1 protein-coding gene is annotated in these 397 nt (G+C 53.4%); it reads right to left on the bottom strand.

Annotation, left to right across the window (positions count from 1 at the left end; translation table 11 throughout):
* Positions 1 to 212: hypothetical protein (locus EOA60_RS38615; RefSeq protein WP_206628496.1), on the bottom strand; the 212-nt coding region annotated here is incomplete at its 3' end.
* Positions 213 to 397: the final 185 nt, after the last annotated feature.

Genomic DNA, 397 nt, shown 5'->3' with positions numbered 1-397 from the left:
GTCCGAAGTAGCGCTGGCACCGCACCATACACCTTCGATATGCTCTTAAGTTCGATCGCATGGGCAGGGTGATGGCCGACAACGGTCTCCTCGAGCATCCGGTTTACCCCTTGACGCAAACCGTTTTGAGAAGCAGACGTCCACCGTCCTTCTAGCCCGTCTGGACGGCTATCAGATAGCAACCTTTGTTCCTTCCCCATCTGAAGCATCATGTAACATCCGGTCCTTACGCCATTGTGATCAATCAAGCTGCCAAGGCGAACCCGTCAGCCATCGGTCGGTGTGGCTTTCTTCAGTGCGATGGCAGCGATGCAAACCAACAAAGAAACGGCCATCATGAATGTCGACACCGCGGCTATTACTGGCGACACTTCCCAATTAAGAGCACTGTACATTC

The organism is Mesorhizobium sp. M1A.F.Ca.IN.020.06.1.1 (assembly GCF_004023265.1).
Taxonomy (GTDB): Bacteria; Pseudomonadota; Alphaproteobacteria; order Rhizobiales; family Rhizobiaceae; genus Mesorhizobium.
The sequence above is the reverse complement of the archived record's forward strand: the minus strand, read 5'-3'. Positions and strand labels throughout refer to the sequence as shown.